This is a genomic window from Stenotrophomonas sp. S39, from assembly GCF_016624665.1.
Classification (GTDB): Bacteria; Pseudomonadota; Gammaproteobacteria; order Xanthomonadales; family Xanthomonadaceae; genus Stenotrophomonas.
Genome location: NZ_JACVTT010000128.1, coordinates 1 through 9,302 on the forward strand (window position 1 = coordinate 1; position 9,302 = coordinate 9,302).

The window sequence follows — 9,302 nt, forward strand, 5'->3', positions numbered from 1 at the left end:
GCCGCGGCCCGCGCCGCCCCCCCCCCCCCCCCCCCCCCCCCGCTACCGGTGTTTCCACGCCACGCGGAACGCAACCGGTAGATCCACGCCATGCGTGGATGGCCCACCCCAGTAGATCCACGCCATGCGTGGAGGGTCCACCTAAAGTCCCTCCCAAAGGGGCCGATATCGAGCGTGACACCGGGACTTCCGGCAGACCAGGACCCTCGATGAACGACAAGACCAGCTCCACCGCCAGCGCCGGTGGCGAATTCCTCAGCTTCACCCTCGGCGCCGAGCACTACGGCGTGGACATCCTCAAAGTGCAGGAAATCCGCGGCTACGACGCGGTCACCCGCGTGCCGGACGCACCGGACTATATCAAGGGCGTCATCAACCTGCGCGGCACCATCGTCCCGGTCATCGACCTGCGCCTGAAGCTGCGCCTGGAAAACGCGACCTACGACGCCTTCACCGTGATGATCGTGCTGAACGTTGAAGACCGCGTGGTCGGCATCGTCGTGGACAGCGTCTCGGACGTGATCCCGCTGTCGGGCGAACAGATCCGCCCCACCCCGGAATTCGGCGCCGCCGTCGATACCCGCTTCATTTCCGGCATCGGCACCCACGACGACCGCATGCTGATCCTGCTGGACATCGAAACCCTGCTGGACAGCGCCGACATGGGCCAGGCCAGCCTGGTCGAAGACGCTGCGGCCTGAGCAGGCGGACTTCCCTCACGTTTCTGTAACCGAGCCCTTCAGTTCCCCGCGGCGATGCCGATAGGGGGACAGGAACCCGGTCGCGCAGGAGCGCGCAGGACCGGATCGACCATCACAATCCCCGGAGAAACACCCCGATGAAGTCCCTGCTTGCGTTCGTTTCGGCCGCCGTCCTGGCCACCACCGCGTCTTCCGCTTTCGCACAGTCGGCCGACATGATCCCGCCGGAAATGGCCCCGCGCGCGGTCGGCAAGGACGGCATGGTCTGCGGCAAGGTCGAAAAGGCGCGCTTCGCCGAAGGTTCCGAAGGCCAGCCGACCTTCCTGTACATGGGCGGCGCCTTCCCGCGCCACACCTTCTCGGCCCGCATCGCCGGCGAGAACCGCAGCAAGTTCAACTTCCCGCTGGAAAGCCTGGAAGGCAAGACCGTGTGCGTGCTGGGCAAGATCCAGCGCGACGCCTCGCGCGCTGAAATCGAAGTCAGCTCGCCGGCAAGCCTGAAGCTGGCCAACATCAAGTAATCCGCTGTCCATCACCACGCCGGCCACTCGCCGGCGTGGTCTGCTGCAACCGGGCAAGACGCCCGGGCGCGTCTGCCTTAGGAGATCGCAACGCCCATGCCGTGGATCAACAACCTCAAACTGATGCCGAAACTGCTGTTGACGTTCGGCGTCATCCTGCTGGTGATGCTGCTGCAGGGCATCGTCGCCTATCGTGGCCTGCATTCGCTGAACAACGTGACCACCGAGCTGGCGGGCTCGCGGATGGAGAGCATCCGCATGGCCGGCGAGATGCGCGGCATGATCGGCGAGATCCGCAACTCCGAGTACCAGCAGCTGGTCCGCGCCAGCGCCGAGGTCAAGGCCGATGCCCATGCCCGCGTCGCTGAACTGCGCACCAACCTGGACAAGGCGATCAAGGAGTATCCGACCCTGATCGACAACCCGCAGCAGAAGAAGCTGTTCGACACCTTCGCCAAGGACTGGAAGGACGCCGTTGCCTCCTACGACAGCGTCAACGAGATGCTGGAACTGGAGCTGCCCGACGACGCCATCGATACCTTCGTCGGCGAGACCCGCACCAAGCACCGCAAGGCCACCGCCTCGCTCGAGTCGCTGATCGCCGAAGACAACCGCCTGTCCCGCGCCGCGCGTGACGAGGCCTCCTCCACGTATTCCGCATCGGCCACGCTGATGGTGATCGCCCTGTTCGGCGGCGCCGCGCTGGGCCTGGTGCTGGTGTGGCTGTTCGCCCGTGCCCTGGTCGGCAGCGTGCGTGGCGCCGTCTCGGTCGCCAACGACGTCGCCGGCGGCAAGCTGGATGGCCACATCGATGTCAGCCGCCAGGACGAAGTGGGCGAGCTGATGCAGGCCATGCAGCGCATGCAGCGCGACCTGCGCGAGCGCATCGAGACCGACGCCGCCATCGCCCGCGAGAACCTGCGCATCCGTACCGCCCTGGACTACAGCTCCACCGGCGTGTACCTGACCGACCCGAACAACACCATCGTCTACAGCAACCGCGCGCTGCAGCAGACCCTGGCCCAGTACCAGGACGACGTGCGCCGCGACCTGCCGGACTTCGACGTCCAGGCGTCGCTGGTCGGCAAGCCGGTGACCGTGCTGGAACACCGCGGCGAAATGGATGCCACCCTGGTGGCCAACCTGAAGGCCCATGGCGTCGCCCGCCGCCCGATGCAGTACGGCGATGCGCAGTTCGCCCAGGTGGCATCGACCATCCGCAACGAAGCCGGTGACACCGTCGGCTACGTGGTGGAATGGCGCGACCGCACCCAGGAAGCGCAGGTGGAAGCCGAAGTGGCCCGCGTGATTGCCCAGGCCGCCGCTGGCGACCTGTCCGGCCGCATCGACGCCACCGGCAAGGAAGGCTTCTTCCTGCAGCTGGCCCAGCAGATCAACGGCCTGCTGGACGCCAACGCCGGCAGCATCGAGCAGATCTCCGGCCTGCTGGCCGCCCTGTCGCAGGGTGACCTCACCGTGCGCATGCACGGCGACTACCAGGGCGTGTTCGCCCGCATGCGTGACGATGCCAACGCCACCGCCGCGCAGCTGAGCGAGATCGTTACCCGCATCAAGCAGTCCAGCCGCGCGATCAGCTCGGCCGCCGGCGAAATCGCTTCGGGCAACAGCGACCTGTCGCGCCGCACCGAACAGCAGGCCGCCAACCTGGAAGAAACCGCAGCCTCGATGGAAGAGCTGACCTCGACCGTTCGCCAGAACGCCGAGCACGCCCGCCAGGCCAACCAGCTGGCCATCGGTGCACACGGCGTCGCCTCACAGGGCGGCGACGTGGTCGGCCAGGTGGTCACCACCATGTCGGCCATCGAAGCCTCCTCGAAGAAGATCGCCGAGATCATCAGCGTCATCGACGGCATCGCCTTCCAGACCAACATCCTGGCGCTGAATGCCGCCGTCGAAGCCGCGCGTGCCGGCGAGCAGGGCCGCGGCTTCGCCGTGGTCGCCAGCGAGGTCCGCACCCTCGCCCAGCGCTCCGCCGCGGCCGCGAAGGAGATCAAGGGCCTCATCGACGACTCCGTCGGCAAGGTCAATGACGGCTCGGCACTGGTGCACAAGGCTGGCGCGACCATGGGCGAGATCGTCGCCTCGGTGCAGCGCGTCACCGACATCATGGCGGAGATCTCCGCCGCCTCGCAGGAACAGTCAGCCGGCATCGAGCAGGTCAACCAGACCGTGGTGCAGATGGACGAAACCACCCAGCAGAATGCTGCGCTGGTGGAAGAAGCCACCGCTGCCGCCCGTGCGATGGAAGAACAGGCAGGCCACCTGAGCGAGGCCGTGTCGATCTTCGTGGTGGACGAGGCCGAGACCGTGGTCGCCCCGCGCGCCCCGGCCCCGCGCGCTGCCGCACCGGCACCGGCACCGGCCGCGCCGCCAGCACGCCGCAGCACCGGTGGCCGCCCGATGGCTGCCGAACTGGCGGACGGAGACTGGCAGGAGTTCTGAGTCCTGCTGCCGCAGGCTTCGAAGACGCCCTGGCCCCGTGCCGGGGCGTTTTCGTTTCCGGGGTTACCGGGTCAACAGCCAACGGCGAAGCCCCTCGGGGTGGATGCGCATTGTGCTGGGATTTTGTGGGTTGGCCGCGCGTCCACCCCGGATTGAAGAAAGAAGAGCAAGAGCAACAGCTGCACCGTTCGTGGGGTCAGATCCGTTTTCCGCAGGAAAACGGATCTGACCCCCAATTCCGCCCCGACACCAACACCGCTCTTGCCGTCCGCCGACGCAATGCACGAAGAGGCGGGCCGGGGTGGGCAGGCAGGACCGTTGGCGCCATGGATGGCGCCATCGAGCCCCCATGGAAGGGTTTACGGCGTGTCCTGCCTGCCCACCCCGGCCCGCCTCCCTCGATGTAACGAAACGCCGAGAGACCGCTGTTGCTGTTGCTGTTGCTGTTGCCCTGGCTCAAAAGCCTGCCGCAGGCAGCGCCACAGCCGCCGCTGCAAGGAACCCTGAATACGCAAAGCGCGTGACCCTCAAATCTCCCCGCCCCCGGCCGATAACCGTTCTGTCACGGCCTGTCGCGCCCTGACCGGTACTGGCGCCGCCCGCCCGTCTCGACCTGGTCCGCTTCATGAACCTCCTGCATCGCTGGCAACACTACTTCAGCAACCTCTCCGTCCGGCGCAAGCTCAACCTGCTGACGCTGCTCATCGCGATCGGCGTGATCGCGCTGTCGGTGATCGCCGCCCGCATGCAGTACCTGGACCTGACCAAGACCCGCAAGGACGCCCTGAAGACCCAGGTCGAACTCACCTACGGCGTCCTCGACCACTACAAGCGCCTGGCCGCCAGCGGCGAACTCAGCGAAGACGCCGCCAAGTCCTCCGCCCTGCAGGCGCTGGAAGTGATGCGCGCCAACAACGATGCCGATTACTACAACGTGCTGGACACCCAGTACCGCGTGCTGATGCACCCCTTCGCGCCCAAGCGCGTCGGCACCGTGCAGAAGGATTACACCTCCGATGACGGCGTGCCGATCTACTACCTGCAGGTCGGCATGGCACGCCTCGGCGGCGGCTTCACCTATTACAGGACCGGCAAGCCCGGCAGCGAAGGCCTGATCGACAAGGTCACCTACGCCGGCATGTACGCACCGTGGCAGTGGGTGGTCACCACCGGCGTCTACATGGACGACGTGCAGCACGAAGCCTGGGCCTTCACCGGCGTGATGACCCTGGCCGGCGGCGCGCTGGTGCTGATCGTGCTCGGCCTGAGCTGGATCATCGGCAACCGCATCGCCGGCCCGCTGAAGCAGGCCACCGCCGTTGCCGAGGGCATCGCCAAGGGCAAGCTCGACAGCCACATCGGCCCGCAGCCGCATGATGAAACCGGTCGCCTGCTCGATGCCATGTCGGGCATGCAGCAGCAGCTGCATGCGGTCATCAGCGGCCAGCGCGAAATGGCCCGCCGCCACGATGCCGGTGAACTGAGCTACCGCATCGATGCCAGCGCCTTCCCCGGCGAGTACGGCCTGATGGTGCAGGAAACCAACACCCTGGTCGGCAGCCACGTGCAGACCCTGCACGACGTGCTGGACGTGGTGAAGCAGTACGCCGTCGGCGACCTCAGCCGCGACGTCGCCCGCTACCCGGGCGAGAAGGCCGCCATGACCACCGCCGTGGATACGGTCAAGGCCAACCTCGGCCGCATCAATACCGAGATCAAGCAGCTGGCCAGCGCCGCTGCCGCCGGCGATTTCAGCCGCCGCGGCGACGCGCAGCGCTTCGATCACGATTTCCGCCTGATGCTGGAAAACCTCAACGCGATGATGGCGGTCAGCGATGACAACCTCGGCAAGCTCTCGCAGCTGCTGTCTGCCATCGCCGAAGGCGACCTGACCACGCGCATGCAGGGCGACTACCAGGGCGTGTTTGCGCGCATGCGTGACGATGCCAACAGCACCGTCAGCCAGCTGACCCAGATCGTCGGCCAGATCCAGGCCAGCGCCTCCAGCATCACCCTGGCAGCCGGCGAGATCGCCTCGGGCAACAGCGACCTGTCGCGCCGTACCGAACAGCAGGCGGCCAACCTGGAAGAAACCGCGGCCTCGATGGAAGAGCTGACCTCGACCGTCCGCCAGAACGCCGAGCACGCCCGCCAGGCCAACCAGCTGGCCATCGGCGCACAGGGTGTGGCGTCGCAGGGCGGCAGCGTGGTCAACCAGGTGGTCACCACCATGTCGGCCATCGAAGCCTCGTCGAAGAAGATCGCCGAGATCATCAGCGTCATCGACGGCATCGCCTTCCAGACCAACATCCTGGCGCTGAATGCCGCCGTGGAAGCCGCGCGTGCCGGTGAGCAGGGTCGTGGTTTCGCCGTGGTCGCCAGCGAAGTACGCACCCTCGCCCAGCGCTCCGCGGCTGCTGCGAAGGAAATCAAGGGCCTGATCGACGACTCGGTCGGCAAGGTCGCCGAAGGCTCCAGCCTGGTGCACCAGGCGGGCAGCACCATGGGTGAGATCGTCGCCTCGGTGCAGCGCGTCACCGACATCATGGCCGAGATCTCCGCCGCCTCGCAGGAACAGAGCGCGGGCATCGAGCAGGTCAACCAGACCGTGGTGCAGATGGACGAAACCACCCAGCAGAACGCTGCGCTGGTGGAGGAAGCCACCGCTGCCGCGCGTGCGATGGAAGACCAGGCCGCGCAGCTGGCCGACGCCGTGGCAATCTTCCGCCTCGACAACCAGGTGGCTGCCGCGGTGAAGGCCGTCACCGCCCGCATCGAGCCGGCACCCGCCGTGGCCGTGCGCCGTGCGCAGCCGGTGGCGTCGCCGGCCCCGGCCCGACGCCCCAGTTCCAGCCCGTCCTCCAGCTCCAGCTTCGTCGCTCCCAGCGACGGCGACTGGCAGGAATTCTGATCCCGGTGGCGGCTGCGGCCGCCACCCTCGCCGATGGACACGTCCCCCGTGCAAAGTCCTACTCCCATCGTCACCGGCCCCCGCGAATTCGAGTTCGCCGACCGTGATTTCCGCCGTGTCTGCGACCTGATCTACCAGCGCGTGGGCATCGCCCTCGCCCCGGCAAAGCGCGACATGGTGTACGGCCGCCTGTCGCGCCGCCTGCGCACGCTGGGCATGCGCAGTTTCCAGCAGTACCTGGACCATCTGGAGCAGGACGGTGGCGATGAGTGGCAGGCATTCACCAACGCGCTGACCACCAACCTCACCTCGTTCTTCCGCGAGCCGCACCACTTCGACAAGCTGCGCGAGGAACTGCAGCAGCGCTCCACCCGCAGCCCGCTGCTGCTGTGGTCGTGCGCCGCCTCCACCGGTGAGGAGCCCTACTCCATGGCCATCACGGCCTGCGAGGCGTTCGGCACCCTGAAGCCACCGGTGCGCATCGTCGCCACCGACGTGGATACCCAGGTGCTGGCCACCGCCAGCCGCGGGGTCTACAACATCGACCGCGTCACCAATCTCGACCCGGACCTGCGCCGTCGCTACTTCCAGCGCGGCAGCGGCCCCAACGAGGGCCAATGCCGGGTGCTGCCCGCCCTGCGCGAGCTGATCGACTTCCGCCCGCTCAACCTGCTGGCCCCGCGCTACGACGTCGGCGGCCCGTTCGACGCGCTGTTCTGCCGCAACGTCATGATCTACTTCGACAAGCCGACCCAGCGCGCCATCCTCGGCCGCCTCGTGCAGCACCTCAACGAAGACGGCCTGCTCTACACCGGCCATTCGGAGAACTACCTGCACGCGGCCGACCTGATCCAGCCCTGCGGCCGTACCCTGTACCGCCGCGCACAGGGGGCCGGCGCATGAATGCTTCGCTGCGTACCGATGATGTGATGCGCTACCAGGACGCGCGCTTCAAGACTGTCGCCGCCAAGCTGCTGCCGACCCAGTACCTGGTGGTCGATGACACCACCGCGCTGACCACCACGCTCGGCTCCTGCGTGGCGGCCTGCCTGCGCGACCCGGTGCTGAAGATCGGCGGCATGAACCACTTCCTGCTGCCCGAAGGCAACGCCGGCGACGGCGCACCTGCGCGCTATGGCAGCTATGCGATGGAACTGCTGATCAACGACATGCTCAAGCGCGGTGCACACCGCAAGCGCATCGAAGCAAAGGTGTTCGGCGGCGCCAACGTGCTCAAGGGTTTCACCAGCAATCCGGTGGGCACCCGCAACGCCGAGTTCGTGCGCCAGTACCTGCAGGCCGAGCACATCCCGATCATCGCCGAGGACCTGTGCGGCATCCACCCGCGCAAGATCTGGTTCTTCGCCGATACCGGCCGCGTGGTGGTGCAGCGCCTGCCGCATGCGCACGAAGCCGAAGTCGCCGCGACCGAATCGGCCGTGCGTGCACGCCTGTCCAAGGCCCCGGTCACCGGTGGCGTGGAGCTGTTCGAATGACCCTGACCGGCAACGCCCCCTGCCGGGTCCTGATCGTCGACGACTCCGCCGTCGTACGGCAGATGCTCACCGAGATCCTGTCCAGCGACCCGGGCATCGATGTGGTCGGCACCGCCGCCGACCCGCTGCTGGCGCGCGAGAAGATCAAGCGCCTGGCGCCGGACGTGATCACCCTGGACGTGGAAATGCCGCGCATGGACGGCCTCGCGTTCCTGGAAAACCTGATGCGCCTGCATCCGCTGCCGGTGGTGATGATTTCCTCGCTGACCGAGCGCGGTGCCGACACCACCCTGCAGGCGCTGGCCCTGGGCGCGGTCGACTTCGTCTCCAAGCCGAAGCTCGACGTGGCGCGCGGGCTGCAGGGCTACGCCGATGAAATCATCGCCAAGGTGAAGATGGCCGCGCGCTCGCGCGTGCGCCCGCTGATGCGCGCCGCCACGCCCAAGCTCATCCTGGATACCGCGCCTGCGATACGCCCGGCGGCGCCGCAGTTCCGCACCACCGACCGGCTGATTGCCATCGGCTCGTCGGCCGGCGGCACCGAAGCGCTGCGCGTGGTGCTGGAAGGCCTGCCTGCCGATGCCCCGGCCGTGGTGATGACCCAGCACCTGCCGGCCAGCTTCAGCACGGCCTTCGCCGAACGCCTGGACCGCCACTCGGCCATGGCGGTACGCGAAGCCAGCGATGGCGAAGCCGTGCTGCCCGGCCATGCCTACCTGCCCCCGGGCGGCAAGCACCTGCGCATCATCCGCGACGGTGCGCGCTGGCGTTGCCGCGTTGACGACGGCCCGGCGGTGAACCGGCACAAGCCGGCGGTGGACGTGCTGTTCCGCTCGGTGGCGCAGGCCGCCGGCGGCAATGCCATCGGCGCCATCCTCACCGGCATGGGTGACGACGGCGCGCGCGGCCTGCTGGAGATGCGCCAGGCCGGCGCCCCCACCCTGGTGCAGGACGAAGCCACCAGCGTGGTCTGGGGCATGCCCGGTTCGGCGTTCAAACTCGGCGCGGCCGAAGAGCTGGTGCCGCTGGAACGGATCGCCGAGCGGTTGCTGGCCCTGGCACGCGGCTGATTGCATCGTGGTTTGCCGGCCCGGGGCCGGCACTACCACTTGGTCTGGAACAATGGGTAGTGCCGGCCCCGGGGCGGGGCCCCCCCCCCCCCCCCCCGCGGGGGGCCCCGCCCCCCCCCCCCCCCCCCCCCCCCCAAGGA

At 67.9% G+C, this 9,302-nt stretch carries 7 protein-coding genes; all 7 read left to right on the forward strand.

Annotated elements, in window-relative coordinates:
- Positions 1 to 209: 209 nt before the first annotated feature.
- The 7 genes from IAE41_RS20665 (at position 210) to IAE41_RS20695 (ending at position 9,162) form a co-directional block, all read left to right on the forward strand.
- Positions 210 to 701, forward strand: coding sequence for a chemotaxis protein CheW (locus tag IAE41_RS20665; RefSeq protein ID WP_108746636.1), 492 nt, complete (start codon positions 210 to 212; stop codon positions 699 to 701).
- 137 nt (positions 702 to 838) lie between these two features.
- The gene (locus tag IAE41_RS20670) at positions 839 to 1,222 is read left to right on the forward strand and encodes a hypothetical protein (protein WP_108759283.1); all 384 of its coding nucleotides are present in this window, start codon (positions 839 to 841) and stop codon (positions 1,220 to 1,222) included.
- Between the two features lie 96 nt (positions 1,223 to 1,318).
- On the forward strand, positions 1,319 to 3,685 hold the full coding sequence (locus IAE41_RS20675; RefSeq protein WP_200734395.1) for a methyl-accepting chemotaxis protein: 2,367 nt from the start codon (positions 1,319 to 1,321) through the stop codon (positions 3,683 to 3,685).
- 625 nt (positions 3,686 to 4,310) lie between these two features.
- Positions 4,311 to 6,596 (forward strand): methyl-accepting chemotaxis protein, encoded by a 2,286-nt coding sequence (locus IAE41_RS20680; RefSeq protein ID WP_200734396.1) that lies wholly within the window; start codon positions 4,311 to 4,313, stop codon positions 6,594 to 6,596.
- Between the two features lie 33 nt (positions 6,597 to 6,629).
- Positions 6,630 to 7,499 (forward strand): CheR family methyltransferase, encoded by an 870-nt coding sequence (locus IAE41_RS20685; RefSeq protein ID WP_108746633.1) that lies wholly within the window; start codon positions 6,630 to 6,632, stop codon positions 7,497 to 7,499.
- Complete coding sequence (cheD, locus tag IAE41_RS20690) at positions 7,496 to 8,092, forward strand: chemoreceptor glutamine deamidase CheD (RefSeq protein ID WP_079221788.1); 597 nt, start codon at positions 7,496 to 7,498, stop codon at positions 8,090 to 8,092. The genes IAE41_RS20685 and cheD overlap by 4 nt, the downstream gene beginning before the upstream one ends.
- Complete coding sequence (locus IAE41_RS20695) at positions 8,089 to 9,162, forward strand: chemotaxis response regulator protein-glutamate methylesterase (RefSeq protein ID WP_200734397.1); 1,074 nt, start codon at positions 8,089 to 8,091, stop codon at positions 9,160 to 9,162. The genes cheD and IAE41_RS20695 overlap by 4 nt, the downstream gene beginning before the upstream one ends.
- Positions 9,163 to 9,302: the final 140 nt, after the last annotated feature.

Excerpts from the sequence above, each read along its gene's own strand:
- IAE41_RS20680 (WP_200734396.1), top strand. The coding sequence starts at position 4,311 with ATGAACCTCCTGCATCGCTGGCAACACTACTTCAGCAACCTCTCCGTC.
- IAE41_RS20665 (WP_108746636.1), top strand. The coding sequence starts at position 210 with ATGAACGACAAGACCAGCTCCACCGCCAGCGCCGGTGGCGAATTCCTC.
- IAE41_RS20670 (WP_108759283.1), top strand. The coding sequence starts at position 839 with ATGAAGTCCCTGCTTGCGTTCGTTTCGGCCGCCGTCCTGGCCACCACC.
- IAE41_RS20675 (WP_200734395.1), top strand. The coding sequence starts at position 1,319 with ATGCCGTGGATCAACAACCTCAAACTGATGCCGAAACTGCTGTTGACG.
- IAE41_RS20695 (WP_200734397.1), top strand. The coding sequence starts at position 8,089 with ATGACCCTGACCGGCAACGCCCCCTGCCGGGTCCTGATCGTCGACGAC.
- IAE41_RS20685 (WP_108746633.1), top strand. The coding sequence starts at position 6,630 with ATGGACACGTCCCCCGTGCAAAGTCCTACTCCCATCGTCACCGGCCCC.
- cheD (WP_079221788.1), top strand. The coding sequence starts at position 7,496 with ATGAATGCTTCGCTGCGTACCGATGATGTGATGCGCTACCAGGACGCG.